25 protein-coding genes are annotated in these 25,892 nt (G+C 66.4%); 11 read left to right on the top strand and 14 right to left on the bottom strand.

The window, feature by feature from the left end; translation table 11 throughout:
* Window positions 1-63 precede the first annotated feature (63 nt).
* The 3 genes from Q0105_RS18480 to Q0105_RS18470 are packed head-to-tail and all read left to right on the top strand — an operon-like array spanning window position 64 to window position 2,311.
* Complete coding sequence (locus Q0105_RS18480; protein WP_298213792.1) at window positions 64-1,209, top strand: aminopeptidase; 1,146 nt, start codon at window positions 64-66, stop codon at window positions 1,207-1,209.
* 11 nt (window positions 1,210-1,220) lie between these two features.
* Window positions 1,221-1,604: a polyhydroxyalkanoic acid system family protein gene (locus Q0105_RS18475; protein ID WP_298213791.1), complete on the top strand. Its 384-nt coding sequence runs from the start codon at window positions 1,221-1,223 to the stop codon at window positions 1,602-1,604.
* Between the two features lie 14 nt (window positions 1,605-1,618).
* Window positions 1,619-2,311, top strand: coding sequence for a nitroreductase (locus Q0105_RS18470; protein ID WP_298213790.1), 693 nt, complete (start codon window positions 1,619-1,621; stop codon window positions 2,309-2,311).
* On the opposite strand, the gene Q0105_RS18465 is transcribed toward Q0105_RS18470, so the two are convergent.
* Entirely contained in the window at window positions 2,312-3,373 is a 1,062-nt protein-coding gene (locus Q0105_RS18465; RefSeq protein ID WP_298213789.1) for an ornithine cyclodeaminase, read from the bottom strand.
* 202 nt (window positions 3,374-3,575) lie between these two features.
* Here Q0105_RS18465 and Q0105_RS18460 point away from each other — a divergent pair, with 202 nt between their 5' ends.
* Window positions 3,576-4,505: a hydroxymethylglutaryl-CoA lyase gene (locus Q0105_RS18460; RefSeq protein ID WP_298213788.1), complete on the top strand. Its 930-nt coding sequence runs from the start codon at window positions 3,576-3,578 to the stop codon at window positions 4,503-4,505.
* A gap of 92 nt (window positions 4,506-4,597) precedes the next feature.
* On the opposite strand, the gene Q0105_RS18455 is transcribed toward Q0105_RS18460, so the two are convergent.
* The gene (locus tag Q0105_RS18455) at window positions 4,598-4,852 is read right to left on the bottom strand and encodes an acyl-CoA-binding protein (protein WP_298213787.1); all 255 of its coding nucleotides are present in this window, start codon (window positions 4,850-4,852) and stop codon (window positions 4,598-4,600) included.
* Window positions 4,853-5,015: 163 nt separating this feature from the next.
* Here Q0105_RS18455 and Q0105_RS18450 point away from each other — a divergent pair, with 163 nt between their 5' ends.
* Window positions 5,016-6,662, top strand: coding sequence for a wax ester/triacylglycerol synthase family O-acyltransferase (locus tag Q0105_RS18450; RefSeq protein WP_298213786.1), 1,647 nt, complete (start codon window positions 5,016-5,018; stop codon window positions 6,660-6,662).
* Between the two features lie 109 nt (window positions 6,663-6,771).
* On the opposite strand, the gene Q0105_RS18445 is transcribed toward Q0105_RS18450, so the two are convergent.
* Together Q0105_RS18445 and Q0105_RS18440 are read right to left on the bottom strand one after the other, a co-directional pair.
* Window positions 6,772-7,869, bottom strand: coding sequence for a M14 family metallopeptidase (locus Q0105_RS18445; protein WP_298213785.1), 1,098 nt, complete (start codon window positions 7,867-7,869; stop codon window positions 6,772-6,774).
* 137 nt (window positions 7,870-8,006) lie between these two features.
* Complete coding sequence (locus Q0105_RS18440; RefSeq protein WP_298213783.1) at window positions 8,007-9,212, bottom strand: M20 aminoacylase family protein; 1,206 nt, start codon at window positions 9,210-9,212, stop codon at window positions 8,007-8,009.
* 76 nt (window positions 9,213-9,288) lie between these two features.
* On the opposite strand from Q0105_RS18440, the gene argE reads away from it, so the two are divergent.
* Entirely contained in the window at window positions 9,289-10,449 is a 1,161-nt protein-coding gene (argE, locus tag Q0105_RS18435; RefSeq protein ID WP_298213781.1) for an acetylornithine deacetylase, read from the top strand.
* An 18-nt stretch (window positions 10,450-10,467) separates the two neighbouring features.
* On the opposite strand, the gene Q0105_RS18430 is transcribed toward argE, so the two are convergent.
* Both Q0105_RS18430 and Q0105_RS18425 read right to left on the bottom strand, forming a co-directional pair.
* The gene (locus tag Q0105_RS18430; protein WP_298213779.1) at window positions 10,468-11,589 is read right to left on the bottom strand and encodes an ABC transporter substrate-binding protein; all 1,122 of its coding nucleotides are present in this window, start codon (window positions 11,587-11,589) and stop codon (window positions 10,468-10,470) included.
* A 97-nt stretch (window positions 11,590-11,686) separates the two neighbouring features.
* Window positions 11,687-12,826, bottom strand: a complete 1,140-nt coding sequence (locus tag Q0105_RS18425; RefSeq protein WP_298214441.1) for an ABC transporter substrate-binding protein — start codon at window positions 12,824-12,826, stop codon at window positions 11,687-11,689.
* Window positions 12,827-12,994: 168 nt separating this feature from the next.
* Here Q0105_RS18425 and Q0105_RS18420 point away from each other — a divergent pair, with 168 nt between their 5' ends.
* Entirely contained in the window at window positions 12,995-15,082 is a 2,088-nt protein-coding gene (locus Q0105_RS18420) for a molybdopterin oxidoreductase family protein (protein ID WP_298213776.1), read from the top strand.
* Window positions 15,083-15,180: 98 nt separating this feature from the next.
* On the opposite strand, the gene Q0105_RS18415 is transcribed toward Q0105_RS18420, so the two are convergent.
* Both Q0105_RS18415 and Q0105_RS18410 read right to left on the bottom strand, forming a co-directional pair.
* Window positions 15,181-16,224: a hypothetical protein gene (locus Q0105_RS18415; RefSeq protein WP_298213774.1), complete on the bottom strand. Its 1,044-nt coding sequence runs from the start codon at window positions 16,222-16,224 to the stop codon at window positions 15,181-15,183.
* A 150-nt stretch (window positions 16,225-16,374) separates the two neighbouring features.
* Window positions 16,375-17,538 (bottom strand): iron-containing alcohol dehydrogenase, encoded by a 1,164-nt coding sequence (locus Q0105_RS18410; RefSeq protein WP_298213772.1) that lies wholly within the window; start codon window positions 17,536-17,538, stop codon window positions 16,375-16,377.
* A 266-nt stretch (window positions 17,539-17,804) separates the two neighbouring features.
* Between Q0105_RS18410 and Q0105_RS18405 the strand changes: the two genes are divergently transcribed.
* Window positions 17,805-18,218, top strand: a complete 414-nt coding sequence (locus Q0105_RS18405; protein WP_298213770.1) for a VOC family protein — start codon at window positions 17,805-17,807, stop codon at window positions 18,216-18,218.
* A 30-nt stretch (window positions 18,219-18,248) separates the two neighbouring features.
* On the opposite strand, the gene Q0105_RS18400 is transcribed toward Q0105_RS18405, so the two are convergent.
* On the bottom strand, window positions 18,249-19,226 hold the full coding sequence (locus Q0105_RS18400) for a tripartite tricarboxylate transporter substrate binding protein (protein ID WP_298213768.1): 978 nt from the start codon (window positions 19,224-19,226) through the stop codon (window positions 18,249-18,251).
* 111 nt (window positions 19,227-19,337) lie between these two features.
* The gene (locus tag Q0105_RS18395; RefSeq protein WP_298213766.1) at window positions 19,338-20,351 is read right to left on the bottom strand and encodes a fumarylacetoacetate hydrolase family protein; all 1,014 of its coding nucleotides are present in this window, start codon (window positions 20,349-20,351) and stop codon (window positions 19,338-19,340) included.
* A gap of 102 nt (window positions 20,352-20,453) precedes the next feature.
* Between Q0105_RS18395 and Q0105_RS18390 the strand changes: the two genes are divergently transcribed.
* From Q0105_RS18390 to Q0105_RS18380, 3 genes are all read left to right on the top strand, one after another.
* Entirely contained in the window at window positions 20,454-21,236 is a 783-nt protein-coding gene (locus Q0105_RS18390) for an IclR family transcriptional regulator (protein ID WP_298213764.1), read from the top strand.
* 25 nt (window positions 21,237-21,261) lie between these two features.
* The gene (locus Q0105_RS18385; protein WP_298213762.1) at window positions 21,262-22,422 is read left to right on the top strand and encodes a DUF3108 domain-containing protein; all 1,161 of its coding nucleotides are present in this window, start codon (window positions 21,262-21,264) and stop codon (window positions 22,420-22,422) included.
* Between the two features lie 179 nt (window positions 22,423-22,601).
* A complete protein-coding gene (locus tag Q0105_RS18380; RefSeq protein WP_298213760.1) occupies window positions 22,602-22,901 on the top strand; it encodes a DUF3567 domain-containing protein in 300 nt (99 codons plus the stop codon).
* On the opposite strand, the gene Q0105_RS18375 is transcribed toward Q0105_RS18380, so the two are convergent.
* From Q0105_RS18375 to Q0105_RS18360, 4 genes are all read right to left on the bottom strand, one after another.
* A complete protein-coding gene (locus tag Q0105_RS18375; protein WP_298213758.1) occupies window positions 22,895-23,962 on the bottom strand; it encodes an AbrB family transcriptional regulator in 1,068 nt (355 codons plus the stop codon). The genes Q0105_RS18380 and Q0105_RS18375 overlap by 7 nt on opposite strands.
* Before the next feature lie 228 nt (window positions 23,963-24,190).
* Entirely contained in the window at window positions 24,191-24,667 is a 477-nt protein-coding gene (locus Q0105_RS18370) for a hemerythrin domain-containing protein (RefSeq protein WP_298214439.1), read from the bottom strand.
* 98 nt (window positions 24,668-24,765) lie between these two features.
* Window positions 24,766-25,179 (bottom strand): ribonucleotide reductase subunit alpha, encoded by a 414-nt coding sequence (locus tag Q0105_RS18365; RefSeq protein ID WP_298213756.1) that lies wholly within the window; start codon window positions 25,177-25,179, stop codon window positions 24,766-24,768.
* A 26-nt stretch (window positions 25,180-25,205) separates the two neighbouring features.
* A complete protein-coding gene (locus Q0105_RS18360) occupies window positions 25,206-25,883 on the bottom strand; it encodes a nitroreductase (protein WP_298213754.1) in 678 nt (225 codons plus the stop codon).
* Window positions 25,884-25,892 lie beyond the last annotated feature (9 nt).

Genomic DNA, 25,892 nt, shown 5'->3' with positions numbered 1-25,892 from the left:
GACTGCGGCCAAACTGCTGACACCGCGCCAGCGCCCAGTCCGATCTGCCCATAAACTGCCCGCATGCACCTGTTTTTTCATCGCCTGCGGGTCGTGTGCACGCTGTGGCTCTGCTGCGCGCTGGCCGGGTGCGCCAGCGCCACGGGTTCGCTGGGCTATTACTTGCAATCCTTGCGCGGGCACGCGCAGCTCATGCAGGCGGCGGAGCCCATCGACCACTGGATTGCGCGCACCGACATTTCGCCCGCCCTGCGCGAACGGCTGCAACTGGCACAGCGCGCCCGCGCCTTTGCCGTGGCCGAACTGGGCCTGCCCGACAACGCCAGCTACCGCCGCTATGCCGACCTGAAACGCCCCGCCGCCGTGTGGAACGTGGTGGCCGCGCCGCCCTATGCGCTCACGCTGCACACCTGGTGTTTTCCGGTGACGGGGTGCATTGGCTACCGGGGCTACTTCACCGAGGCCGACGCGCAGGCCGAGGCAGCACAACTGGCCGCGCAAGGCCTGGAGGTGGAGGTGTATGGCGTGCCCGCCTACTCCACGCTGGGCTATATGAACTGGGCGGGCGGCGATCCGCTTCTGTCTACCTTCATCGCCTGGCCCGAGGGCGACTTCGTGCGCCTGCTGTTCCACGAACTGGCGCACCAGGTCGTCTACGCCAAGGACGACACCCTGTTCAACGAATCCTTCGCCACGGCGGTCGAGCGCATCGGCAGCGCGCAGTGGCTGGCCCAGCAGGCCACTCCGCAGGCGCGCGAGGCCTTTGCCACCAGCGAGACGCGGCGCAGCGCATTCCGTGCGCTGACGCGCGCCACCCGCGCTCGGTTGGCCGATATTTACGAACAAAAAGAGGTTCTAGCGCCCAACGAACAAGCGCTGGCAGCTATGAAATTTGAAGCAATGCAAAACTTCCGCGCCGACTACGCGACCCTGCGTGCACGCTGGCTGGGCACACCAGGTGGCCCCGCGCCCGTGGCTACCACGGCCCAGGTGGTGGGCTACGACCGCTGGGTGGCCCAGGCCAACAACGCCAGCTTTGCGGCCCAGGCCGCCTACGATGAACTGGTGCCTGGGTTCGAAGCCCTGTTTGAGCGCGAAGCACGCGACTGGCCCCGGTTTTATGATGCCGTACGACAACTGACGAAGCAGCCCCAGTCGCAGCGCCACGAGACTTTGCGTGCCCTGCTGCCTTCGCAGAAAACACCATAAGGAGACGCCCCATGCCCGATATCCACATCCACCGCGACCACCACCTGGGCTTCAAGGAGGCCCGCAAGGTGGCTTTCTCATGGGCTGAAAAGGCCGAAGAGAAGTTCGACATGGAATGCACCTACGAAGAAGGTGACACCGAAGACACGCTGACCTTCACCCGCTCGGGCGTCAAGGGCACGCTGCTGGTGGATGCGCACCAGTTCGAGATGAAGGCGCAGCTCGGCTTTTTGCTGGGTGCGTTCAAAGACCGCATCGAAGCCGAGATTGGCGAACAACTCGACGCGCTGCTCAATGCACCCCACCCTGGCGCCAAGAAGAAACAACAACACGTCGCGGACGCCGGTGCGAACAAGCCAGGTGGCAAGGCGGCCAGCAAGGCCAAGAAGGCATAGGAGCCAGCACAACCATGGCATCTGCCACCACCGAAACCGCTGCGTTCGACACCCTCTCCACACTGCTCCACACGCGCTACAGCTGCCGCGCCTTTCTGCCCGAGCTGCTGCCCCGCGCCACCATCGAACACATCCTGGCCACCGCGCAGCGCACCGCCTCGTGGTGCAACGCACAACCCTGGCAGCTCACCATCGCCAGCGGCGCCACGCTGGCGCGCCTGCGCAGCGCGCTGCAAGCCCACATGGCAACCCACCCACCAGCACCCGACCTGCCCTGGCCGCGCGAATACCGGGGCGTGTACCAGGAACGGCGGCGTGAATGTGGCTGGGGCTTGTACGAAGCCCTGGGCATTGCCAAGGGCGACCGCGAAGCCTCGGCCCGCCAGGCGGCAGAGAACTTCACGATGTTTGGTGCGCCCCATGTGGCCATCGTCACCAGCGACGAGGCGCTGGGCGTGTATGGCGCAGTGGACTGCGGCGCGTATGTGAGCAGCTTCATGCTGGCCGCGCACAGCCTGGGCGTGGGCTCCATCGCCCAGGCCGCACTGGCGTCTTACCCCGGCGTGCTGCGCGAGGTGCTGGGCATTGGCGCAGACCGCAGCATCGTCTGCGGCATCTCGTTCGGCATGGCAGACCCGGCCCACGCGGCCAACCATTTCCGCACCACGCGCGCTGATCCGGCGAGCAGCGTGGTGTGGAAGGATTGATCAGGCGGCTGCGCGCAGCCGCGGGCTGCGCAGGCTCAGCACCCCAAACAGGTTCTTGGGGTCTTGCAATTCGGGGATGAGTTCCATGGGCTGGCCCATGCCCAGTTCGGTCGCCGCATCGCGCAAAAACCGAAGCGCCGAAAAATCCTCCAGCGCAAAGCCCACCGAGTCGAACACCGTCACCGCCGCATCGTTGGCCCGCCCGGCGCGCTCGCCCGCCAGCACCTCCCACAGCTCGGTCACTGCAAAGTCGGACGGCAGTTGTTGGATGTCACCCTCGATGCGCGTCTGCGGGGCGTATTCGACGAACACCTGTGCCTGGCGCAGCACATCGGCATGCAGCTCTGTCTTGCCGGGGCAATCGCCGCCCACTGCGTTGATGTGCATGCCGGGCGCCAGCATGTCAGGCGTGAGGATGGTCGCGTTGGTCTTGTCGGCTGTCACCGTGGTCACGATGTCGGCGCCGCGCACGGCCTCGGCCGCGCTCGCACAGGCCACAGTGCGCAGGCCCGTGCCCTGCAGGTTGGCCTGCAGCTTGGTGGTGGCGGCTGGGTCGGTGTCGAACAGCCGCAGGGTGTCGATGCCCAGCAGGTGGTGAAATGCCAGCGCCTGGAACTCGCTCTGTGCGCCGTTGCCGATCAGCGCCATGGAGCGCGCGCCGGGGCGTGCCAGGGCACGGGCCGCCACGGCCGACATGGCAGCCGTGCGCAGTGCGGTGGTCAGGGTCAGCTCGCTCAACAGCAAGGGCGCGCCCGTGGCCACGTCGGCCAGCACCCCGAACGCCATCACGGTGGACAAGCCCCAGCGCGTGTTCTTGGGATGGCCGTTGACGTACTTGAACGCATAGGTCTGGTCGTCGGCGATCGGCATGAGTTCAATCACACCGTCGCGCGAGTGGCTGGCCACGCGGGCCGACTTGTCGAACGCGCTCCAGCGCAGGAAATCCGCCTCGATGTTGTCGGCGATGCCGCGCAGGCACTGTTCGATGCCCTTGCGCTGCACCAGTGCAATGACATCGGGCGCGCTGAGATAGAGGGTGGAAAAGTGGTTTTTGGAAGGCATGCTGCTTGTCTCCGGGTGGAATAGAAACAGTGTCCCGGAGCACCGCAGCAATGGGAATCTCCCAGACTGCTGCATATCGCAGGCCAATTTGCCGGTATGGCAGCAAAATCTGCCACTTTGCTCAATACACCCAAGGCACATGCTGCGCCGCTGCCGCGCTATCCTTTGAGTCCGCATTCCCCCTCCAAGACAACGCCCCACCATGAAACCTTCGGACGTTCTCATCAGCGAAGTCGGGCCGCGCGACGGCCTGCAGTCCGTCAAAGCCACCATGCCCACCGCCGACAAGCTGCGCTGGATTGATGCGCTGGTGGCGGCTGGCCTGCGCGAGATCGAGGTCGGCTCCTTCGTCCCTGCGCGCCTGCTGCCCCAGATGGCCGATGTGGCCGAGGTGGTGCGCCACGCACTCTCCCACCCCGGCATCACCGTGATGGCTCTGGCGCCCAACCTGCGCGGCGCCGAGGCGGCCCTGGCCAGTGGCGTGCACAAGGTCACGTTGCCGGTGTCGGCCAGCGCGGCCCATTCGCTGGCCAATGTGCGCAAGACGCGTGAGGCAATGGTCGAAGAGGTGCGCGCCGTGGCCCGGTTGCGCGATGCGCAAGCACCCGGCATGCAGGTGGAGGTGGGGCTTTCCACCGCGTTTGGCTGCACGCTGCAGGGCGAGGTGCCCGAAGACGACGTGATCTGGCTCGCAGGCCTGTGCGCCGAGGCGGGCGCCGACGAGGTGGGCTTGTCCGACACCACCGGCATGGCCAACCCGGCACAGGTGCGCCGCCTGTTCACCCGCCTGCGCGCTGAGCTGGGCGCCCGGGCCGGTGCGGCCCACATGCACAACACACGAGGCCTGGGCCTGGCCAATTGCCTGGCGGCCTACGACGTGGGGGTGCGCACGTTCGATGCGTCGCTAGGCGGCCTGGGTGGATGCCCCTACGCGCCCGGCGCATCAGGCAACGTGGTCACTGAAGACCTGGTGTTCATGTTCGAGGCCATGGGCATCGCCACGGGCGTGGACCTTGGGCGCCTTATGGCCGCACGCGCACCGCTGCAGGCGGGTCTGCCGGGCGAGCCAATCTACGGCATGACGCCCGAGGCAGGGTTGCCCAAGGGCTGGACGCAGGATGCTCGCGCCTGAGCCAGCTCTACCTCGCAACGTTTTTCCAACAAAAAAGCGACCTCGGTCGCTTTTTTGTTGGGGTTGGTCACAGGCTTTTCCGCCTGGACCGATCAGCTCAGCGAGGTGATCAGGTCGATGTATTGCTGCTTGGCGGCATCGGCCTCGGTGCCCTTGAGGTTGTTCCAGGCATCCCACTTGGCGCGGCCCACCATGTCAGAGAAGCTGGGCTTCTTCTCGGCGTTGTCGCCAGCGGTGGCCTGCTTGTACAGCGCATAGATCTTGAGCAGCGTGGCGTTGTCGGGGCGCGCGCTGAGGTTCTTGGAATTGGCCACAGCGGCTTCGAAGGTGGCGTTCAGATCGGCCATGTCGGTTGCTCCTAGAATGGAAAACGAAAGTAGAGGACGGGGGAGGGAAAGAACGGTGTCGGCAAGGGATTGCTGCGTTGTATCTTACGGGCTGTGCACGGCCGCGCGCCACGCAATCCATAGAGGCAAGCCCCCAAAAACAAACACAACAGGTGTACATCCGATGGTGACCCGTATTCCAGCTCCCAGCGCCACTGCCGCCAAAGGCGCCGCCAGCTCTCTGCGCCAGGCGCGCGCGCAGGCTCCCGCTGCCGCTCGCCGCGCCGCACAGGCCCTGCCTCCCGTCGCCCGCAAGGCGGCCACCGCCGTACAGAAAAATGTGCGCCGCGCCGCCACCGGCATGCTGGGCCTGTCGGGCGAGCGCATGAGCAAGGTCGATACCGCCTGGCTGCGCATGGACTCGTCCAGCAACCTCATGATGATCAACGGCGTGTGGACGCTGTCGCCAGGCATCACCTGGGAAGACCTGTGCGAGCGCGTGCAGCAGCGCCTGCTGCAGTACCCACGCTTTCGCCAGCGTGTGGTGGAAGATGCTGCGGGCGCCACCTGGGTGGAAGACCGCCATTTCGACATCGCCGCCCATGTGCTGCGCGAGAAGCTCCCGCGCCCCCAGGGGGCAGGCAAGGGCCACAGCATGCAGCGCGCGCTGCAAGACCGTGTGGGCGAACTTTCCATGCAGCCGCTGGATCCGCGCCGCCCGCTGTGGCAGTTGCACCTGATCGAGAACTTCGTGGGCGACGACGGCCAACCCGGCAGCGCGCTCATCGTGCGCATCCACCACTGCATTGCCGACGGCATCGCGCTGATCTCGGTGACCATGTCGCTGGTGGACGGCGGCTCGGAGCCCCCCAAACGCAAGCACCGCGCGGCAGCCGAAGGCGCGACGGCCGAGGACTGGATCACGGACTCCCTCATCAAGCCCTTCACCGGCCTCACCGTGAAGGCCCTCGATCTGGCGGGCGACAGCGCGGCCAAGTCGCTGCAAATGCTGGGCGACCCCGAGAAAATCATGCAGAGCGGCTTGACGGGCACCATGGACATGGCACGCGTGGCCTACCAGTTGGTGAGCGACGCGGCGGCCCTGGCGCTGATGCCCGACGACTCTCCCACGCGCCTGAAAGGCCAGCCCGGCCAGGCCAAGCGTGTGGCCTGGTGCCCGCCGATCCCGCTGGAGGAGGTCAAGGCCATCGGCAAGGCACTCAACTGCTCCATCAACGACGTGCTGCTGTCTTGCGTGGCGGGCGCCATCGGCGGCTATCTGCGCGGCCAGGGCGACGACCCCACGGGCCAGGAGATCCGCGCCATGATCCCCGTGAACCTGCGCCCCATGGAAGAAGCCTGGAAACTGGGCAACCGCTTTGGCCTGGTTCCGCTGGTGCTGCCCATCGGCATGGCCAACCCGGTGGAGCGCGTGTACGAGGTGCGTCGGCGCATGAGTGCGCTCAAGGGCAGCACCCAGCCCATCCTGGCGTTCGCCATGCTGGCCGTGGCGGGCCTGATGATCAAGCCCGCGCAAGAGGCGCTGCTCAACCTGTTTGGCCGCAAGACCACGGCCGTGATGACCAATGTGCCCGGCCCCAAGGAGCAACTCGCGCTGTGTGGCTCGCGCGTCACGCAGTGCATGTTCTGGGTGCCGCAGTCGGGCGACATCGGCCTGGGGGTCTCCATCCTGAGCTATGGCGGCGGCGTGCAGTTTGGTGTGATCACCGACACCACGCTATGCCCCGAGCCGCAACTCATCATCGACGCCTTCGCGCCGGAGTTCGACCAGCTGTCGCTGCTCACCTTGATGCTGCCCTGGGGCGACTGACGCGGGAGGCTCCTGTTGCGCTCCTCTTCGTGGCGCAGCCTGAATGCTCCATATTTGATAGCTGCTTGCGCTTTATGAATAAGCGCCAGACCATATTTAGCTATCAATATCAGCCCGTAAGACCGTCCACCGCCTGGAACATCGACTGCCGCGCCTGGCTCACGATCTGGCCCTTCCATGCATCGGTGTCGGTATAGAAGGCCGCGAGCATCTGCGCCTTGATCTGCGCATGCTGCTCGGCGGGTGCCTCGGGGTGCAGGTTCGCCCATTGTTCGGCGCGGATCGCGTTCATCACTTCGAGCACGGGCACCGTGCCATATTCCATCGCAATGCCGGTGTATTCGGCCTGCGGGCATTCGTCGTAGATCGAGGCCCACATCAGCCCGGTCAGAAAGGCCGAGGTGGATGAGCCGTCATAGATCGACGTGACCGGCGTGGCGCCGCCACCGTCCCACCAGGCACGCGCGCGGACCACCGCCACATCGTCGTCGTTGCCCGCGTAGATGCGTTCGCCATGGCCGCTGGGGCCCAGGCCGGTGTGCAGGTCGATCCAGGCAACACGCGAGGCGCGCGTGCCGTGCTGGCGCAGCACCTGGCGCAGCGTGCGGTTGCTCCAGGTGGGTTCGGTGCCGCCAAAAAACAGCCCTTGCGGAAACTCGTGTTGCCCCTGCGAGATGGCGGCCTGCCACGCGGCTTCGCCTTTGGTGGCGATGTACTTCTGCACGGCAGCGGCGTTGTCGGCCGCGGGCGGCCATTGCTCGGGCAGCAGCAAGGGCTGGACTTCGCGGTAGGCCTCATTCACAGGCAGGGGTTTGCTGAAGTCCTGGAAGTTGCGGTTCAAATCCACGTTCTCGTGCGTGAAGCGGCGCACATGCGAAAAGCCGTAGGGGTTGAGCGCGTGGATGTAGAGCGTGGCCACGCCCGCCGCGTGGGCCTTGTCACGCCACTCCTTGTCGTGCAGTGCAAACACCTGTACGCCGCTGCCGCAGTAACCCTCCACCCCGTGGCAGGCGCTGCTCACGATGAGCAGCTTGTCAGCGTCCGGCGGGCCGTCGCGCACCACGTCCATGGCCAGGTCTTCACCATCGCGGCCCTTGAGCGGATGGGCATGTGATTCGATGGGCAGACCTGCGGTAGCGGCTGCCTCCAGAAACTGGGTGCGTGCGCGGACATAACTGGGCGAGAAGGCGTTGGCGATACCAATCATGGGCAGAGCTTTCTGGAAGGGTGATCAAGAATGAAGAAAAAACAGCGACCCCGATGCAAAGGATGCATCGGAGATCGGCAGATAGGCAAGAAGAATCCGGCCACCCCTGGCGGGCCCACCGGAAGGGATAGCCGCGCTCAGGCCGCTGGCTGAGCCAGCCACTCTTCGGCCAGCTTGACCCAGTAGGTGGCACCCAGCGGGATCAGGTCGTCGTTGAAGTCGTAGCTGGGGTTGTGCAGCATGCAGGGCCCGCCGCCATGGCCCATCTCGCGGTGCGCGCCGTCGCCATTGGCGATGAAGCAGTAAGCACCCGGCTTGGCCTGCAGCATGTAGGCAAAGTCTTCGGCGCCCATGGTGGGCTCTTGCGCCACCACATGGTCTTCGCCCACGATGCCTGCCATGACTTTGCGGGCAAACTCGGCCTCTGCAGGCGAGTTGACGGTGGGCGGGTAGTTGCGCACAAATTCAAACTCGCAGGTGGCGTCGTGGGCAGCGCAGGCGTGCTCGGCGATCTGGCGCATGCGTTTTTCAATCATGTCCAGCACCTCAACGGTGAAGGTGCGCACCGTGCCCTGCAGTTCGCAACTGTCGGGCACCACGTTGGTGGCTTCGCCCGCATGCACCATGGTGACCGAGATCACGCCCGCATCCACGGGCTTCTTGTTGCGGCTGATGATGGTCTGGAAGGTCTGCACCATCTGGCAGGCGATCGGCACCGGGTCGATGCTGTTGTGCGGCAGCGCCGCGTGGCCGCCCTTGCCACGGATGGTGATCTTGAACTCGCTGGTGGACGCCATCACCGGGCCGGGGCTCACAGCGAAGGTGCCCACGGGCATGCCAGGCCAGTTGTGCATGCCGAACACGGCCTGCATGGGGAACTGCTCAAACAGGCCGTCCTCGATCATCACGCGGGCGCCGCCGCCGCCTTCTTCGGCAGGCTGGAAGATCAGGTACACGGTGCCATCAAAGTTGCGGTGCTTGGCAAAGTGCTGCGCGGCCGCCAGCAGCATGGCGGTGTGACCGTCGTGGCCACAGGCGTGCATCTTGCCGGCATGTTTGCTGGCGTGGGCAAAGGTGTTGAATTCCTGCATGGGCAGGGCGTCGATGTCAGCGCGCAGGCCAATGGCACGGCCGCTGGCGCCGCCGTCGCGCCCCTTCACGATGCCCACCACGCCGGTCTTGCCCAGGCCGCGGTGGATGGGAATGCCCCATTCGGTGAGCTTTTGCGCCACCACGTCGGCGGTGCGTACTTCTTCAAAACACAGTTCGGGGTGGGCGTGAATATCCCGGCGCACCGCGGCAATACCGGCCGCCTGGGTGACGATGGAGTCGATAACGTTCATGATATGCATCCTTACGATCTCACAGTCTAGCCCGCTGGCCTGTCCCACGCCAACCGGGGTTTATTTGCACTGCAACATGACACCCTCCTCCCCCGCCCTCGAACTTGCGCAAACCCTGGTGCGCATGAACACCGTCAGCGACCGCTCCAACCTGGAGTTGATCCACTTCATCCGCGACCACCTGGCACGTTTGGGCGTAAAAAGCCGCCTCACCTTCAACGCCGACAAGACCAAGGCCAACCTGTTCGCCACGCTGGGCGAAGGCAAGCCCGCTGGCGTGATCCTCTCGGGTCACACCGACACCGTGCCCTGGGATGGGCAGGACTGGAGCATGGACCCGCTGAGCGCGCTGGTGAAAGACGGCAGGCTCTATGGGCGCGGCAGCGCCGACATGAAGTCCTTCATCGGCATCGCCGTGTCGCAGGCCGAACAGTTCTTGAACAGCGATGCGCCCTTTGCCATCCACTTCGCCTTCAGCTACGAGGAAGAGATTGGCTGCTTTGGCGTGAAGGAATTGATCGCCGACCTGCGCGACGCGCGCATCTTGCCCCTGGCCTGCATCGTGGGCGAACCCACCAGCATGGTGCCCGCCATCGCGCACAAAGGCGTGTACCGCTATAAGTGCTGCGTGCGCGGCAAAGAGGCGCACTCTTCGCTCACCCCGCACTCGGTGAATGCCATCGAGATGGCGGCCCGCGTGGTGGGCCGACTGCGCGACATGGGCGAAGGTTTTGAGCGTGAAGAGCCCCGCTTCGAAGGTTTTGATGTTCCGTTCTCGACCACCAGCGTGGGCCAGTTCCACGGCGGCATTGCCGACAACGTGGTGCCGCGCGACGCCGAGTTCCGCTACGAGTTCCGCGACCTGCCCACGGCCAACGCCGCGCAAATGCAGGCCGAGGTGGTGGCCTACGCGCAGTCGCTGGAGCCAGCGATGAAGAAGATCGCGCCCTCGGCGGGTTTTGGCTTCGAGACCATCTGCGAGATCCCGAGCTTTCTGGGCAACAAAGACGACCCCGTGACGCGCCTGGCACAAGAGCTGACGGGCGAAGCCGGCACCACACTGGTGGCCTTTGGCACCGAGGCGGGGCTATTTAAAAACGCGGGCATCTCCACCGTGGTGTGTGGCCCTGGCAGCATCCAGCAGGCACACCAGCCTGATGAGTATGTGAGCCTCGCGCAGTTGGCACGCTGCGAGGCATTCATGCAGGGGCTGGCGCGCAGGCGCACCCTGGGTTAACGGGTTATTGACGCCCCGCTACTCCCGCACCCGGCCCTGCGCGTCGATCAGGCCCAGCTCCAGCAGGCGGGACGCCACCCGGTCGCCCGCAAAGTGCACGCGAAAGCCGCCCAGATTCCACTCTTCCATGCCCTCCAGCGTCTTGCGCAGGCGGGCGCGGGTGATGTCCTTGCCCATGCGGCGCAGCGCCTCGGTCATGACCTGGGCTGCGATGTAGCCCTCCAGCATGTACACGTTGGGTTTGCCCAGCTTGCCCGCCGCCGCGTCGGCCTGCAGCTCGCGCACGATGGCCATGCGCGCGTTGTCGCTGCGGGGCACGCCGCGCACCACCACCACGCCCGCGCCTGCCGTGCCCAATTGCTCCGCAAGAAGGCTTTCTCCCGTGTTCGAGAACCCATAGACCGGCCCGCGAAAGCCCTGCGCGCGCACATCGCGGATGGCAGCGCCCGCTGCCCGCGCATCACCAATCACCAACAGGGATTCGGGCTTGGCGGCCAGCGCCTTTCCGGGCGCGGTGATGGTGCCCTTGAAAACCAGGTTGGCGCCCAGGCCGTTGAGGGTGTTTTCGGCGGACTCCAGCGCAGCCATGGATTCGCTGTCGGCCCCATGCAGCAGCGCCAGCTTGCGTGCGCCCAGCGTGGTGGCATGGCGCATCACAGCGGCTGATTCTTCGGCGTAGCCTGGCCGCAACGTGAATACGTTGGGGTACACCGCGCCACGGAATTCGTCACCGCCCGCCATCGGCGCAAACAGCAACACGTCGCCGTCTTTGATGAGCTTGTAGCTGGCCGTGACCTGGGGCGAGCCGTAGTAGCCAAACAGGGCCAGCGGATTCTGCGCCAGCAGCTTCTGCGTGTTGGCCACTGCGGGCTCGGGCGCCCCTGCGTCATCGAGCGTGAGCAATTCGATGCGCCGTCCGCCGATTCCGCCGGAGGCATTCACCCGGTCAAAATAAAGCTTGGCACCCTGTTGAAACGGAACAGCAAGCGCCGCACCAGCGCCCGTGAGCGCCACCGATTGCCCCAGCACAATGGGCGGCGTCGGTGCCTGCACCTGCGCGAGCGCGATGGAACTGCCTGCCAGCGCCAGCACGGTGCAGCACGCGCGCGCCCAACGAGCAACAGGGGGTGTGAATTGCATTGCCGCCTCCGGGGTCTGCTCCGGAAATGGCGCAGTGCGCGGGAATATAGGAGCGGCACGGAACGCACGCCATCCGCATTGGCCCTACGTTAGGGTCTCAAGTGCGCACCCGTCCGTCTCCTGTCAGCATTGACATCTCCACAAACTTCGACGCCGCGTGGCTGGTGGCGCTGAACGACACCGGAAACCCCGAAATGACCTGGGTGCCAATGGCCTCGGTGCCCGCAATGAAACTCTCACGCGTGACCTTGCCGCCGGACTGCGCCTGGCGCAGGCCCTCCGCGAACACACGCGCGGCCAGATAGCCCTCCATGCTGGAGTAGTTGGGCTGCACCTTGCTGCCGCCCTTCTTGATGGACTCCAGAAACTCGCGCGTGATCTGGCGCGAAGGCTGATAGGGCGAGGGCACCACCTGCGACACCACCACGCCCGCGCCGTCCTTGCCCAGTTCGTCGGCCAGCGCCTGTGTGCCCACAAATGACACGTTGTAGAACGTGCCGCCAAAACCTGCTGCGCGTGCCGCGCGCACAAACGCCGCCGCCGAGGCGTAGGCCGTGATCTGCACCACGGCGTCGGGCGCAGCGGGCACGAGCTTTTCCACCGCCGCCGCCACATCCGTCGAGTTGCGCTCCACTGTGGCCATGGCCGTCGGAGTGAGCTTAAGTTCTGCCAGCGCCCGCGTCACCCCTTCGAGCCCCGCCTTGCCATAGGCGTCGTTTTGGTAGAACACTGCGATCTTCTTGAGCCCGAGGTTGGTGAGCTGGCGCACGATGAGCGCGGTTTCGTCGTAGTACGAGGCGCGCACATGAAAGATGAGCCGGTTGAACGGCTGACGCAACGCCTCAGCCCCGGTGAAGGGGCCGAAGAACGGCACCTTTTCCTTGGTGAACAACGGCAGCGCAGCCAGGCTGGTGGGCGTGCCGATGTAGCCAAACAGCGCAAAAACCTCGTCCTCGATGAGCTTTCGGGTGTTCTCGGCGCAGCGGTCAGGTTCGTAGCCGTCGTCCAAGGTGCGGATCTCGACCGTGCGTTTGCCCACGCCGCCCAGGCTGTTGAGCTGGTCGAAAAAGAGCTTGGCGCCTTGGTTGAACTGCAGCCCGAGCTGGGCCGCAGGCCCCGTGAAGGCCGCCGACTGCCCCAGCACGATGCGGCCGTCGCTTTGTGCCCGCGCCATCTGGAAACCACCCAGCGCCACCGCGCCCAGGCCCACAGAAAACTGCCTGCGCCCCCATGTCATTGGCTTCATGGTGAAATCTCTTCTGTTCTTGTCAAACATCACGAGGTTGACCCCTCGACGCTGCCGGTAAGCAGCCTGCTGGGGCCAACGATGCGCACGGCTTGAGGATGTTGTCCAGACATGCGCGCCGCTTCCAACCCTTTTGGCAGTTTAACGTTCACTCCACCCATGTCCACGCCTTCCACCGCTTCGGCCCAACCTGCCCCCATCCAGGTACGTGGCGCCTGCCCACACGACTGCCCGGACACCTGCGCCCTGCTCACCACCGTGGAGGACGGCGTCGCCACCCGCGTGCAGGGCAACCCCGAGCACCGGCACACCGACGGCGCGCTGTGCGCCAAGGTGAGCAAATACACCGAGCGCAGCTACCACCCCGAGCGTGTGCTCACCCCGCTCAAGCGCACGGGCGCTAAGGGCAGCGGGCAGTTCACCCCGGTTAGCTGGGACGAAGCGCTGGCCGACATCGCGCAGCGCCTTCAATCCATCGCTGCGCGCGCGCCCGAGGCCATCCTGCCCTACAGCTACGCGGGCACCATGGGCATGGTGCAGGGCGAAAGCATGGACCGCCGCTTCTTCCACAAGCTGGGCGCCTCGCAGCTCGACCGCACCATCTGCGCATCTGCCGGGGCCGAGGCGCTGATACAGACCCTGGGCGGCAAGGTCGGCATGAAGGTGGAGTTTTTTGCCGAGGCGCAGCTCATCCTGATCTGGGGCAGCAACTCGATCGGCAGCAACCTGCATTTCTGGCGCTACGCGCAGCAGGCCAAGCGCAACGGCGCGCGGCTGGTGTGCATCGACCCGCGCAAGAGCGAAACGGCCGACAAATGCCACGAACACATTGCCCTGCGCCCCGGCACCGATGCCGCCCTGGCCCTGGCGCTGATGCACGAGCTGATCGCCAACGACTGGCTGGACCATGACTACATCGCCCGCCACACGCTGGGCTGGGATCGGCTGCGCGAGCGTGCCCTGCAATGGCCGCCCGAGCGCGCAGCCGAAATCTGCGGCGTGCCCGTGGAACAAATCCGCCAGCTCGCCAAGGACTACGGCACCACAAAACCCGCCGCCATCCGCCTGAACTACGGCATGCAGCGCGTGCGCGGCGGCGGCAACGCGGTGCGTGCCGTGGCCTGCCTGCCTGCGCTCACCGGCGCCTGGCGGCACCGCGCGGGCGGCGTGTTGTTGTCCAGCTCGGGGCAGTTCCCGGCGCAGCGCGGGGTGCTGCAGCGGCCCGAACTGATGCCAACAAAAACACCGCGCACCATCAACATGTCCACCATCGGCGACGACCTGCTGCGCGGCGCATCGCCAGAATTCGGCCCCCAGGTCGAAGCCGTTGTGGTCTACAACAGCAATCCCGTGGCCGTGGCGCCCGAGTCGGGCAAGGTGGTGCGTGGCTTTGCGCGCGAAGACCTGTTCACCGTGGTGTTGGAGCATTTCAAGACCGACACGGCCGACTACGCCGACTACATCCTGCCCGCCACCACGCAGCTCGAACACTGGGACGTACACCTCAGCTACGGCCACACCGACGTGGTGCTGAACCGCCCGGCCATTCAACCCCAGGGCCAGGCCCGCAGCAACGCCCAGATCTTCCGCGACCTGGCCGCACGCATGGGCTTTGCCGATCCCTGTTTTGCCGACAGCGACGAGGCCCTGTGCCGCCAGGCCTTTGGCAGCAGCGTGGATTACGCGCTGCTCGAATCGCAAGGTTTTGCCACGCTGGCCGTGCCCGATGCGCCGTTTGCCGAAGGCGGCTTTCCCACCCCCAGTGGAAAGTGCGAGTTCTACAGCGCCCGCCTGGCCGCACAGGGGCTGGACGGCCTGCCCGACCACCTGCCCAACCACGAGCTGCAGGGCTCGGACGCGCGCTACCCGCTGGCCATGATCTCGCCGCCTGCGCGCAACTTTCTGAACTCTACGTTCGTCAATGTACAAAGCCTGCGCAACATCGAAGGCCGCCCGGTGCTGGAGATCCACCCCGACGACGCCGAAGCGCGCGGCATTGCCAACGATGCCGTGGTGCGCGTGTTCAACGGCCGGGGCAGCTACCTGTGCCACGCCACCGTCTCACGCCGCGCACGCCCCGGCGTGGTCAACGGCCTGGGCATTTGGTGGCGCAAGATGGGGCTCGATGGCACCAACGTGAACGAGGTCACCAGCCAGGCCCTGACCGACCTGGGCCGGGCGCCGACGTTTTACGACTGCCTGGTGGAGGTAGAGGCCAACCCGTCCAAGGCGGCGCAGCCTGCGTGATGCCTGCGCGTGTGGGCCACCGGAGAATGCTCACTTTTTAATAGCTTTTGGCGCTTTAAATATAAGCGCCAGCAGCCTTTTTATTCAAAAATCCGGTGTCACCGCCACAGCCGCCCAAAGAACTCCGCCACCTGGTTCTCCAGCGTGGCGTGGTAGGCCACACGGTCAAAGCCCTCGGGGTTGGCTGCGGCGTCGCCAGCGTCCGACGGCAGCGGCCAGGTCGATTGCGCCATGAAGGCAAAGTGCCCGGCACCCGCCACCGTGCTCGTCTCCGCACGTGGTATGTGCGCTGCCACATGCTGGCCGTGATATTTGCCGTTGAGCACCACATCACGCTCGGCCATGATGACGCGCGTCGGCACGGTGATGGCGGCCAGGCTTTCGGGGGTGAGCACCACCGCCACCGGCGCCATTGCCACGATGGCGCGGATGCGCGGGTCGGGCACGGACACGCGCGGCCCGTCCAGGGGCACAGCGGCACTGACGGCCGCCGTGGGCGCTGCTGGGGGCGGTAGCGCTGCGCTGCCCGCCTCAAGCTTGCCCAGTGAACAAAACATTGGGTCATCCTGCACGCTGCGGCAGTGCCGGAAGGCGCGGACGGGTTCGGCCTGCGCACCGGCCAGCGCCAGCACGGTGTAGCCCCCCGCCGAGTGGCCCACCGCGCCAATGCGCTCGGCAGGAATGCGCGCGCCCCATTCCTGGCTGGCCAGCAGCGCATCGAGCACACGGCTGACCTGGCGCGGGCGCTCGCCGAAATAGCGGCCCGACGTGACCATCGATCGATCTTCCCAATAGTCGCCAGGGTGGCGCAGTGCGGCGACAAGGTAGCCGTCGGACGCGAGGCGCGTGGTCAGGTTGTGGTGGCCCAGCTCGGTTCCGCCCGTGCCGTGGGAGATCAGGATCAGGCCCTTGAGCGGCCCCGCTGCTGCTGGTGCGCCAGGCGCCACCACCGGCTGCCAGGGGCCCATGGACACGGTGCGGGCAGCGGTGGCCGTGGGGTAGAACAGCGCCACCGTCACGGGCGCCGCACCGGGCACGACCATCGTGCGATAGCCCGCGTGCTGCGCGGCTGCATGCCCCGCCAGCGCCAACAGCGCGGCGGCAATAAGGGGTCGGGGCTGGAACAAGAAGCGCAGGGACATCATCAGAAACCTTTCAGGCAGCCCACCAAAGGCGGCATAAAAGGCACTGTAGGCACGCACTGCGGCAGCCCCAACGTGTTTGCGACGAAACCCCGCCACACGGCGCGAAGTGCCGCTGCGGCGGCGGGAGCCGAAGTCCGGGCGACCGCGCTACAGCGCAGCTTCGAGGATGCGGCGGCTGACGGCGGGCGTGATCTCGCGCTGCTCGCCCAACGCCACCATGCCATGCGCTTCGAGCTGCGCCACCACCGCGCCCACGGTGTCGGCGCCCAGGCCATAGCCCGACAGGCGCGTGGCGATGCCCATGCTTTCGAAGAAACCACGCGTGCGCTCGATGGCGGCGGTGATGCGTTCGTCCTCGCTGCCCTTGGTGATGCCCCACGCGCGCGCGCCGAACTGCAGCAGCTTGGCGCGTTTGGCGCCCCTGCGCTCGTGCAGCAGCGCAGGCAGCACGATGGCCAGCGTGCGTGCGTGGTCAATGCCGTGCAGCGCTGTGAGTTCGTGGCCGATCATGTGTGTGGCCCAGTCCTGCGGCACACCCGCGCCGATCAGGCCGTTGAGCGCCATGGTCGCGGCCCACATGAGGTTGGCGCGGTCGTCGTACACAGGCGCGGGGGCCGTGAGCAGGCGCGGGCCGATCTCGATCAGCGTCTGCAAAATGCCCTCGGCAAAACGGTCCTGCACGGGCGCGTTGACCGGGTAGGTGAGGTATTGCTCCACCGTGTGCACAAATGCATCGACCACGCCGTTGGCCAGTTGCTGGGGCGGCAAGGTGTATGTTTTGGTGGGGTCGAGCACCGAGAACACGGGGTACATGTGTGGGCTGCCAAACGACAGTTTGGCGCCCTTGGCGCGGTGGGTGATGACGCCACCGTTGTTCATTTCAGACCCCGTGGCGGGCAGCGTGAGCACGGTGCCAAACGGCAGCGCGCCCCGGATGTTGCGTCCGTGTTTTTCAAGGATGGCCCAGGGGTCGCTGCCTTCGAACTTCACGGCGGCGGCGATGAACTTCACCGCGTCGATCACCGAACCGCCACCCACGGCCAGCAGAAAGTCAAACCCGCCTTCGCGGATCTGCGCCACGGCCTTCATGGAGGTTTCGTAGCTTGGGTTGGGCTCGATGCCGCTGAAGGTGGCGTGCGGGCGCTCGCCCAGCGCGGCGCGTACCTCGGCCAGGGTGCCCGTCTTTTCGGCACTGGCGCCGCCCACCAGGATGAGCACCTTGGCAGCAGCGGGCACCAGCTTGTCCAGGTCGGCAATGCGGCCCTGGCCGAAGACGATGTGGGTGGGGTTGTGGAAGTCGAAGTTCAGCATGGGATGGTGGCAGGGGTTTGTGGGGAAAACGGCGCGCTCCGCGTGGCGGCGAGCCGTTCAATTCATTGTGCGGGCGGTGCCACCGGCCAACACGTCACCAGCACGACAAACCATCAACGATGGGGGATGGGCACCCAAAACGCCAACCGCCGGCAGCGCTGGCAGCGCCGGATATATCCCTTGCCAAAAATACTGTGATTAATTACAGTATTTATGTGCGTAGCCAAAGCAGCCGTGCACACCACAACCAATTCAGGAGCCCCCCCATGCTTGACCACATGACTTTCCGCGTGACCGACATCGGCCGCGCCAAGGCGTTCTACAGCGCTGCCCTGGAGCCACTGGGCTACAGCCTGTCTTTTGAAGGCAATTACGGCGCGAACATACTGGGCTTTGCCTACCCGGATGCGTCCGAGCCCGATGGCAAGAAGGCCGATGTGTGGTTCATCGACGGCCCCTCGCCCTACGGAGGCCCGCCCGCCACCACGGGCTGCCACCTGGCGTGGCGCGCCCAGAACCGTGCGCAGGTGGATGCGTTTTACGCCGCCGCCCTTGCGGCAGGCGGCAAGGGCAACGGCGCCCCTGGCCTCAGGCCCGACTACCACGCGCATTACTACGGCGCCTTTGTCATCGACCCCGAGGGCAACAACATGGAAGCGGTGTGCCACCTGCCTGAGTAAGCAGGCGGCCAGGCAGGCCGTGGTGATCAATCAGTCGAGCTTCACCCCGGCTGCCTTGATGATCTCGCCCCAGCGCTTGGACTCGGCCCGCGCCATGGTGTGGAACTGCTCGGGCGTGCCGGGCAGGGCTTCCATGCCGAAGTCGGCCATGCGCTTGACCACGGCGGGGTTGAGCAGTGCCTTGTTCAGGTCGGCGTTCAGGCGCGTGGTGATGGCCGCAGGCAGGCCAGCGGGGGCCAGGATGCCCTGGAACGCAAACACCTCGGTGTCGGGCACACCGGCTTCGGCCAGGGTGGGCACGTCGGGCAGCGCGGCCACGCGCTTGGCCGAGCCGATGGCCAGGGCACGCACCTTGCCCGAGGTGATGATGGGCAGGCCCGCCGCCAGGTCCAGGAACATACAAGGCACCTGGCCGCCCATCACATCCTGCAGCGCGGGCGCTGCGCCGCGGTAGGGGATGTGCGTGAGGAAGGTTTTGGTGCGGTGCTTGAACATCTCCATCGCCAGGTGGTGCGGCGAGCCGTTGCCGGGCGATGCGTAGTTGAGCTTGCCGGGGTTGGCGCGGGCGTAGGCGAGGAATTCCTTCACCGTCTTGGCCTCGAACGAGGGATGCACCACCAGTGCCAGCGGGAAGCGGCTGATGCCACCCACGTAGGTGAAGTCCTTGTCGGGGTTGAAGGGCAGCTTGCTGAACAGGTGTTCGTTGAAAGCCAGCACGGCGTTGTCGGCCGACATGAAGGTGTTGCCGTCGGGCTTGGCCGTGGCCACCATCTGCGCGCCGATGTTGGTCGATGCGCCGGGGCGGTTGTCCACCACGATCTGCTGGCCCAGCGTCTGGCGCATGGCTTCGGCCACGGTGCGCGCCAGCACGTCGGTGCCGCCGCCAGCCGGGTACGGCACGACCCAGCGCAGGGGCTGGTCGGGCCAGGCGGATTGGGCAGCGGCCCAAGGGGCTGCGGAGGTGGCGCCTGCGGCGGCCAGGGCGGACAAGAGGGTTCTGCGTTGCATGGGGCTGTCTCCTATTGATTTACTATTGCTTCACTATCAAATTAATAGCTACTAGCGCTTATTCAATAAGCGCTAGCGCCTGTTTTATTCAAAAATCTTGCAGTCCGTCCATCAGGCGGCAGGGGCCGCGATGGCTTGGTCAATGGCGCCGAAGATGCTGGCGCCGTCCTTGCCCTTGACCTCGATGCGGATGGTGTCGCCGAACTTCATGAACTCGGTGCTGGGCTTGCCGTCCTGGATGGTTTCGATGCAGCGCTTTTCGGCGATGCAGCTATAGCCCTTGGGCCATTCGGTGCGGCCGTTGGCGTCGGTAACGCCCTTGTTGCTCACGGTGCCGCTGCCGATGATGGAGCCAGCGCGCAGGTTACGCGTCTTGGCCACGTGGGCGATGAGCTGGCCGAAGTGAAAAGTCATCTCGGGGCCTGCGTCGCACATGCCGACCTTGCGGCCGTTCCAGGTGGATTGCACGGTGAGGTTGACGCGGCCGTGGTCCCAGGCGTCGCCCAGTTCGTCCAGCGTCACGGCCACAGGGCCGAAGGCGGTGGCGGGCTTGCTCTGGAAGAAGCCGAAGCCCTTGGCCAACTCGGCGGGGATCAGGTTGCGCAGGGAGACGTCGTTGGCAATCATCACCAGGCGGATGCCGTCCAGCGCCTGGTCGGCGGTGGTGCCCATCTTCACATCGCCCGTCACCACGGCAATTTCGGCCTCGAAGTCGATGCCCATGGCTTCGCTGGGCACCACCACGTCGTCGCGGGGGCCGATGAAGTCGTCGCTGCCACCCTGGTACATCAGCGGATCGGTGTAGAAGCTCTCAGGAACCTCTGAGTTGCGTGCTTTTCGCACCAATTCGACGTGGTTGATGTAGGCCGAACCATCCGCCCACTGGTATGCACGCGGCAGCGGGGCCATGCACTGGGCCGGATCAAAAGGGAAGGCGTGGCGTGCGCGGCCGCTGTTGAGCTGGTCGTAAAGGTCCTGCAACTGGGGCGACACGAAACCCCAGTCATCCAGCGCCTGCTGGAGCTTGCTGGCGATGCCAGTCGCATAATGGGCCGTGCCCAGGTCACGGGAGACGACAACCAGCTGGCCGTCGCGCGAGCCGTCTTTGTAAGTAGCAAGTTTCATGGGGCAGAACCTTTGTCTTCAGAGGTTGAAATTCTTCACCCAACACGAATTACGCTTGGGTAAATTGATTTAACTAAACAAAACAACCAAATTCTATTGCACATGGACAAAGAACGTGCAGGTATTCAATCTGTAGAGGTGGGGTTTGCCCTATTGGAGGGGCTGGCGCGCTCGCGCGGGCCGCTGATGCTCAAGGACGTGGCGGCCTCGGCCGGCATGAGCGCGGCCAAGGCACACCGATACCTGGTGAGCTTTCAGCGCCTGGGCCTGGTCACGCAAGACCCGCGCAATGCGCGCTACGACCTGGGCCCCGCCGCCCTCAAACTGGGGCTGGCCTCGCTGGCCCGGCTGGACGCCGTGCGCCTGGCGCGCGAACGCATGCCCGAACTCATGGAAGGTATCGGCCACACGCTGGCGCTGGCCGTGTGGGGCAACCATGGCCCCACCATCGTGCACTGGGAGGAATCGCCCCAGACCGTGACCGCCAACCTGCGCCTGGGCGACGTGATGCCGCTGCTGTCGTCGGCCACGGGGCGCTGTTTTGCCGCGCTCATGGCGCACGACGTGGTCGCACCGCTGATCAAAGACGAACTGGCCCGCGCCGTCAAGATGCGCCGCACCGACCTGCCCTCCACCATGACCGAGGTCAATGCCCTGCTGGCCGAGGTGCGCACGCACGGCGCGGCGCGGGTGGTGGACACCCTGCTGCCCGGCATCGTCGCGTTCTGCGCGCCGGTGTTCGACGCCGACGGCCACCTGGTGCTGGGCATCACCACGCTAGGCTCCATCGCCACCTTCGACCCCGAGTGGGATGGAGCCATCGACGCCCCGCTGCGCGCCGCCGCGGCCCAGCTATCGAGCGACCTGGGCGCAGGCACCGCCTGAGCCCCACCTCGCACCACGCCGACGAATGCCCCGCAGCGCGCTGGTTCTCATCACCGCCCTGGTGCTCGCCCTGCACTGGCTGGCGCTGCGTGCCGTGCCCCTGGCCTGGGACAGCCCTTCCCAGCCCGAGAGCGGCCGGGTATTCAGCACCCGCAGCGTGGCGGCCCCGCCGCCGCCACCGCCCGCGCCGCCACCTGTGGTGGCTGCGCCGACGCCCAAACCTCCACCCGTGCGCAAAACAAAGCCCGCGCCGCCCGTGCAGGAAGAGCGCCCCACGCCATCCCAGGCCATTGCCGAACCCCCTGCACCCACACAGGCTCCCCCGGCCGAAGCCCCCGTGCAGATGGCCAGCGCCGACGCCGATGTGAGCACCAGCCCGGCGGCCCCGGCCTCCACGCCAGAGCCTGAGACCGCCCTCCCAGCCCAGCCCCCCGTACCGGCAGCCTCAGCACCACCCGCCCCCGAGCCCACCGCAGCCGATGACGGGCAGGACATCGTGCTCCCCGGCGCCAACACAGCCCGCAACGCAGGCGCCCCACCGCCACCCGTACGCATTCCGCCCCCCACCCGGCTGGCTTTCGACGTGAGCGGGCAAGCCAAAAAATTCGCCTACAGCGCGCGGGCCGAGCTGCTGTGGCAGCACGATGGCAGCCGCTACGAGGCCCGGCAGGAGGTAAGCGCCTTCCTGGTCGGCTCGCGCACCCAACGCAGCGTGGGCCAGATCACCGCGCAGGGCCTGCGGCCCGAGCGGTTTGCCGACAAATCCCGCAGCGAGCAGGCCGCGCATTTCGACCATGCCAAGGGCCGCGTCACCTTCAGCGCCAACACCCCCGAGGCAGCCGTGGGCCCCGGCGCGCAAGACCGCCTGAGCCTCTTTATCCAGCTGGGCGCCTTGCTGGCCGCAGACCCGGCCCGTTTTGTGCCCGGCACCCAGATCACGCTGACCGCCGTGAGCGCCCGCAGCGCCGACCGCTGGGCCTTCACCATCGAAGGCCCCGAAACCCTGGACCTGCCCGTGGGCCCCACGCCCACGCTCAAGCTGCTGCGCCTGCCCCGCAAGGACTACGACCAGAAAGCCGAGCTGTGGGTGGCGCCCGCACTGGGCTATTTGCCGGTGCGCATCAAGCTCACCCAGGCCAACGGCGACTTTGCCGACCTGCAGTTGCGCGCCAGCAGCGCGCCCTGAGCGCCCTGAACGTCCAGCCGGGTGTTGCGCTCAAGCTCTATTTGCGCAAAAAAGCCCCGCGAGTCCGGCGCGCACCGGATTTCATGAAATACTGGAACGCAGCAGAGGATGGAAATGGCGGCCACTTGAACTCTGCGAACCCGCTGTCATCTGACATCTATATCGACAAGGGGAACACGATGCACATGCTCTACGACTCAGAATCCTTCGTGGTGGTCCACATGCTGCCCGACGCCGTGGAGAAAAAGAGCGCCCAGGCGCTCAACGACACCGCCCCCGCCACCCCCCAGCTCGCACGCCACGGCTTTGAAATCGTGGACAAGCGCTCGGGCAAAGAGGTTTATCTCGACGGCTCCTGGGCCGAAATGTTTCAGGAGCAGATCCTGGCCTGGCAGCGCGACACCCCCACGCAGGAAGAGGTGGAAGACGCGCTGGACCGCTATGCGGGCCTGGCGCAGAACCCCGTGGTGGTTCACTGACCGGCGGGGTAAATCCGCCGGTACATCGGCTCCACCAGCATCAGCACCGCAATCAGTCGGCACACCTGGAAGGCCGTCACCACCGGCACGCCCAGTTGCAGCACCTTGGCCGTGATGGCCATTTCGGTAATACCGCCGGGTGAAGTGCCCAGCAGCAGCGTGACCCAGGGCAGCCCGGTGGCCCAGGCCAGCGCCCCGGCGAACAAGGCGCACACACCCATCAGCCCCAGCGTGCCCACGGCCACCGTGGCCAGCCAGCGCGGCGCCGTGTGCAGGAACTCCTTGCGAAAGCGCACCCCCAGGCTGACGCCAATCACCAGTTGTGCCGCGTTGACCAGCCCCTGGGGCACGGCCGACAGGCTCTGCCCCGCCATGGTGAGCCCCATGGACACCAGCATCGCCCCCATGAACCAGGGGTTGGCGCGGCCCAGGCGGTCCATGAGCAGCGCACCGGCCCCGGTGAGCAGCGCCGTCAGCGCCAAGCCCGGCCAGCTCACCACGCGCAGCGTGGGCGGCAGGATATCGAGGCCGTGCAGGCCGCTCCACTGCAGCGCAAACGGAATCGTCACCGTGACGATGAGCAGGCGCAGGCTGTGGCTGGCCGCCACCAGGTCGGTGCGCGCGTTCTCGCGCTCGGACAGTAAGGTCATCTCGGACGCCGCGCCGATCGCGCCCGCAAAGTAGCTGGTGGCGCGCAGCATGGGCGCGGGCACGCCATGCATGCGCGGCGCATGCACCCGGTACAGCCAGGCGCCAAACAGCCAGCCCAGCAGCAGCGCCCACACGATGCCCAGCACGATGGCCCACCACAGGCCACCAATCAGCGCCACCACATCGGGCGTGAAATACAGCCCCAGTGCCGCGCCGATGGTCCACTGCCCTGCGTTGCGCAGCGGGCCCCAGCTTTCGGTGGGGCCGCCCATGATCGACACCAGCGATGTGGCCAACAAGGGGCCGATCATCCAGGGCAAGGGGGTATGCAGCGCCACACAGGCAGCGGCCGCCGCCCAGGCCAGTGCGAGCGTGGCGAGGACACGAAGAACAAAGAGGGGACGGCGCATACGAAACAACCGGCGGGCAGACAGGCAAAACGGGGCGGCGCCCAGTATCGCGCGGCCACGGCGCCTTGCGTGGTTACAGGTGCTGCCCAGGCGGCATGGCTGGCATCGTCAGTGGGAAGCAGCGGGGTGGAGCCACGCGAAGCGGCCTCGTGTCCACTTTATTTGATAGAAAAAAGGCTCTACCGCCCGTCCATCAATCGCAACAAGCTATTGTTTTTATAGCGAACATTAGGCGCCGCGCCGTGCAGCCATCTCGCGCCCCATGGTGGCCAAGGAGGCCGGGGCCAGCAGGGCGACGGCAGCGGGATAGGCCGCGCCCTCTTCGGCTTCAATGTGTGCGCCATAGCGTTCGGCAAAACGGTCGAACGCAGCCTCGTCCTGCGGGGTGAATGCCTGTGCGCCACCGTCCACCAGCGCCAGCAGGCCCGTTCGGGCGGCCGCCCAATCGGCGGTCATCGCCACATGGTCCTGCTGCAGCCGCAGCACCAGGGCTTTCAGCTCGGGCGTGGCCTGCGCGAGCAGCAGCGGGAAGACGTGCAGTTCTTCGTCCTCATGGTGCAGCGGCGCGGCCATGTCGAAATAGCGCAGCACGTCACGCGCGGCCTGGCGCGCGTCGCCGTCCGCCCCGTGCTGGCGCACATGGGCGCGCAGCCGCGCCAGCAGGGCCAGGGTGCGCAACACACGTTCGTGGCAGGCCTCCAGCATGGCAAAGGGCTGCTCGAACCCCACCGCCGGGGCGCTAAAGCCTGGAAGGTGGCGGGCAGCGCCCTGGTTAGTGGTTGCCGTTGCCACAACCCGGCCCCTCAGCCCAATCGCACGGGCAGGCCCTGGCGGTCGAACGGGATATAGGCGCCGTGTGCGCCGCCCTTGATCGCGTCCACCATGCGCTGCAGCGGCGCCTCGGCATCGGCGCTGGTGGGCGCCTTGTTGAGCGTGCCTGACATGGCTGCGGCAAACACCATGGCCCAGTCGTGGCCGGGGGCGGTGAACTGCCGGGCCTCTTCCACCAAAGCGTTGAACGAGGCCAGCTCATGCGGCGCCTTGTCCACACACATCAGCGGCACCAGGGCGCCGCCCTGCCCGGCTTCAAAGCGGGCGCGCTGCGCGGGGGTGGCGTCGTCGGGCAATTCGGCAGCGGCAAACACAAACAGCAGGCGCTGGGGCTCGGGCTGCTGGCGTGAGGCTTGCAGCAGGTCGTCGAAGCTGGAAATTTCCATGAAAAAGTCTCGCAATCAAAAACAAATCAAAAGCCGGGCAACACGCCCCGCTTCGCGTCCAGCGTGCTCACATACGCACCGGCCACCGGCCTTGCGCGCACGGCCTTGCGCGACAACACGGTGCCGATGCTGACGAAACACAGGGCCTGCTCGGACGGCGTCAGCTCGAACAGTGCGCGCAGGCTGTCTGCCTTGAGCGCCTTGCCGCTGGTGAGCGCCGAACCATAGCCCTGGGCGGTGGCCATGAGCAGCATGTTCTGCACGGCACAACCGGCCGAGACGGTGCGCTCGGCCAGGTCGATCTCGGCGTCGCCGCGCGCGGCATCCACAACGGCCAGCAGCAGCACGGGCGAGCGATAGGCCTTCTCGCGCGCCTGCTCAGCCTGCTCGGGCGTGGCTGCGGGGTCGCGCTCGCTCAGGGCCTGGGCAAACACGTCGGCCAGCGGCTTGCGCGAGGCCTCGGGCACCAGGATGAAGCGCCAGGGCACCAGTTGGCCGTGGTCGGGCGCATGGGCGGCAGCGTTCAAAATCTGCGCCAGCTCGGCTGCATTCGGCCCTGGCGCGCCCAAGCGCTTGGGCAGGATGGTCTGGCGCGACTGGATCAGCGCCGCCGCCATACCCGCCACATCATCGGCCACCGGCGTGCTCGCGGCGGCGGGTTTCGGCTTGAAAGACGGGCTCAAAGGCCAGGGGATGACAGCCATGGAAAACAA

Origin of the sequence: Acidovorax sp. (assembly GCF_027492855.1) — a bacterium.
GTDB lineage: Bacteria > Pseudomonadota > Gammaproteobacteria > Burkholderiales > Burkholderiaceae_C > Acidovorax.
Note: the sequence above shows the minus strand (reverse complement) of the source record. Positions and strands in the feature narration are given on the sequence as shown.

Excerpts from the sequence above, each read along its gene's own strand:
- Q0105_RS18480 (WP_298213792.1), top strand. The coding sequence starts at position 64 with ATGCACCTGTTTTTTCATCGCCTGCGGGTCGTGTGCACGCTGTGGCTC.
- Q0105_RS18475 (WP_298213791.1), top strand. The coding sequence starts at position 1,221 with ATGCCCGATATCCACATCCACCGCGACCACCACCTGGGCTTCAAGGAG.
- Q0105_RS18470 (WP_298213790.1), top strand. The coding sequence starts at position 1,619 with ATGGCATCTGCCACCACCGAAACCGCTGCGTTCGACACCCTCTCCACA.
- Q0105_RS18465 (WP_298213789.1), bottom strand. The coding sequence starts at position 3,373 with ATGCCTTCCAAAAACCACTTTTCCACCCTCTATCTCAGCGCGCCCGAT.
- Q0105_RS18460 (WP_298213788.1), top strand. The coding sequence starts at position 3,576 with ATGAAACCTTCGGACGTTCTCATCAGCGAAGTCGGGCCGCGCGACGGC.
- Q0105_RS18455 (WP_298213787.1), bottom strand. The coding sequence starts at position 4,852 with ATGGCCGATCTGAACGCCACCTTCGAAGCCGCTGTGGCCAATTCCAAG.
- Q0105_RS18450 (WP_298213786.1), top strand. The coding sequence starts at position 5,016 with ATGGTGACCCGTATTCCAGCTCCCAGCGCCACTGCCGCCAAAGGCGCC.
- Q0105_RS18445 (WP_298213785.1), bottom strand. The coding sequence starts at position 7,869 with ATGATTGGTATCGCCAACGCCTTCTCGCCCAGTTATGTCCGCGCACGC.
- Q0105_RS18440 (WP_298213783.1), bottom strand. The coding sequence starts at position 9,212 with ATGAACGTTATCGACTCCATCGTCACCCAGGCGGCCGGTATTGCCGCG.
- argE (WP_298213781.1), top strand. The coding sequence starts at position 9,289 with ATGACACCCTCCTCCCCCGCCCTCGAACTTGCGCAAACCCTGGTGCGC.
- Q0105_RS18430 (WP_298213779.1), bottom strand. The coding sequence starts at position 11,589 with ATGCAATTCACACCCCCTGTTGCTCGTTGGGCGCGCGCGTGCTGCACC.
- Q0105_RS18425 (WP_298214441.1), bottom strand. The coding sequence starts at position 12,826 with ATGACATGGGGGCGCAGGCAGTTTTCTGTGGGCCTGGGCGCGGTGGCG.
- Q0105_RS18420 (WP_298213776.1), top strand. The coding sequence starts at position 12,995 with ATGTCCACGCCTTCCACCGCTTCGGCCCAACCTGCCCCCATCCAGGTA.
- Q0105_RS18415 (WP_298213774.1), bottom strand. The coding sequence starts at position 16,224 with ATGTCCCTGCGCTTCTTGTTCCAGCCCCGACCCCTTATTGCCGCCGCG.
- Q0105_RS18410 (WP_298213772.1), bottom strand. The coding sequence starts at position 17,538 with ATGCTGAACTTCGACTTCCACAACCCCACCCACATCGTCTTCGGCCAG.
- Q0105_RS18405 (WP_298213770.1), top strand. The coding sequence starts at position 17,805 with ATGCTTGACCACATGACTTTCCGCGTGACCGACATCGGCCGCGCCAAG.
- Q0105_RS18400 (WP_298213768.1), bottom strand. The coding sequence starts at position 19,226 with ATGCAACGCAGAACCCTCTTGTCCGCCCTGGCCGCCGCAGGCGCCACC.
- Q0105_RS18395 (WP_298213766.1), bottom strand. The coding sequence starts at position 20,351 with ATGAAACTTGCTACTTACAAAGACGGCTCGCGCGACGGCCAGCTGGTT.
- Q0105_RS18390 (WP_298213764.1), top strand. The coding sequence starts at position 20,454 with ATGGACAAAGAACGTGCAGGTATTCAATCTGTAGAGGTGGGGTTTGCC.
- Q0105_RS18385 (WP_298213762.1), top strand. The coding sequence starts at position 21,262 with ATGCCCCGCAGCGCGCTGGTTCTCATCACCGCCCTGGTGCTCGCCCTG.
- Q0105_RS18380 (WP_298213760.1), top strand. The coding sequence starts at position 22,602 with ATGCACATGCTCTACGACTCAGAATCCTTCGTGGTGGTCCACATGCTG.
- Q0105_RS18375 (WP_298213758.1), bottom strand. The coding sequence starts at position 23,962 with ATGCGCCGTCCCCTCTTTGTTCTTCGTGTCCTCGCCACGCTCGCACTG.
- Q0105_RS18370 (WP_298214439.1), bottom strand. The coding sequence starts at position 24,667 with ATGCTGGAGGCCTGCCACGAACGTGTGTTGCGCACCCTGGCCCTGCTG.
- Q0105_RS18365 (WP_298213756.1), bottom strand. The coding sequence starts at position 25,179 with ATGGAAATTTCCAGCTTCGACGACCTGCTGCAAGCCTCACGCCAGCAG.
- Q0105_RS18360 (WP_298213754.1), bottom strand. The coding sequence starts at position 25,883 with ATGGCTGTCATCCCCTGGCCTTTGAGCCCGTCTTTCAAGCCGAAACCC.